This is a genomic window from Mesorhizobium sp. M4A.F.Ca.ET.050.02.1.1, assembly GCF_003997725.1.
Lineage (GTDB): Bacteria > Pseudomonadota > Alphaproteobacteria > Rhizobiales > Rhizobiaceae > Mesorhizobium.
In genome coordinates this window covers 1-1,060 of sequence record NZ_RZSG01001236.1, presented here as the reverse complement: position 1 = coordinate 1,060, position 1,060 = coordinate 1, and the positions used below count along the sequence as shown (strand labels likewise).

2 protein-coding genes are annotated in these 1,060 nt (G+C 63.1%); both read left to right on the top strand.

Going from position 1 to position 1,060, the window contains the following annotated elements:
- Positions 1-690 (top strand): Na/Pi cotransporter family protein (locus EOA33_RS36600; protein WP_145989545.1); only part of this gene is annotated, 690 nt, incomplete at its 5' end.
- A 117-nt stretch (positions 691-807) separates the two neighbouring features.
- A partial coding sequence (locus EOA33_RS36595) for a DUF2061 domain-containing protein (protein WP_145989544.1) occupies positions 808-1,060 on the top strand: 253 nt, incomplete at its 3' end.

The window sequence follows — 1,060 nt, the reverse complement described above, 5'->3', positions numbered from 1 at the left end:
TCGGCGCTCAACGAAAGCGCGCTTGATACGCCGAGCCAGGCGCTGGCCAACGCCACCCGCGAGGTGGTGCGGGTCTGCGAGACCGTCGAGATCATGCTGAAGCGCATCATCGAGCTCTATGAGAGCGCCGACGGCGACAAGATCAAGGCGCTGGCCGCGCTCGACGATCGCGTCGACAAGAAGCACGCGGCGATAAAGCTCTATCTGGCCAAGGTTACCAAAAACCCGCTCAGCGAGGACGAAGCGCTGCGCTGCCAGGAATTGATCGGCGCCTGCGTCAAGCTGGAGCAGGTCGGCGACATCATCGTGCGCAACATGCTGGTGCATGTCAGGAAGAAGCTAGAACGCGGGCTGGAGTTCACGCCCGAAGGCTGGCGCGAGCTCAGCGCCTTCCATGCCTCGGTGCTCGCCAATGCGCGCCTTGCCTTCAACGTACTGGTCTCGCGCGACCCCGAGGCCGCCCGCCAGCTGGTGCTGGAAAAGGACCGGCTGCGCGACCGCGAGAAGGAAACCAGCGCCAGCCATTTCGTGCGGCTGCGCGACGGCACCGCCAAGAGCGTCGAGACCAGCTCCATCCATCTCGACACCATCCGCGACCTGAAGCAGATCAACTCGCTGCTCGCCTCCATGGCCTATCCGGTGCTGGAGGAGCGCGGTCTGCTCGGCGGTTCGAGGTTGAAGGCCAGCTAGGGGCTGGGCCATACCGGGTGCGGCGACATCACCTCGGTCCCACGAGAATTTGCCTTTGCTCATCCTCTCGTCGTTCGGCTAAGGATCGTGTGAGGTCTACTGGGAGGATGATCGGCGATGGACACCCATTCACGCAGCTTCGCCAAGGCGCTTTCCTGGCGCGCCACCGGCACCATCGACACGATGATCATTTCACTGGTGGTAACGGGCAGCGTCAAGCTGGCCGCCGCCATCGGCGCCACCGAGGTCGTCACCAAGTCATTGCTCTACTATCTCCATGAACGGGCATGGCTGAAAATCCCTTACGGCAGGAAGACGGCCTTCCTGGCCCCAGCGGCAGCTGACCGACTGGATTGGCCCACTCAAGAAA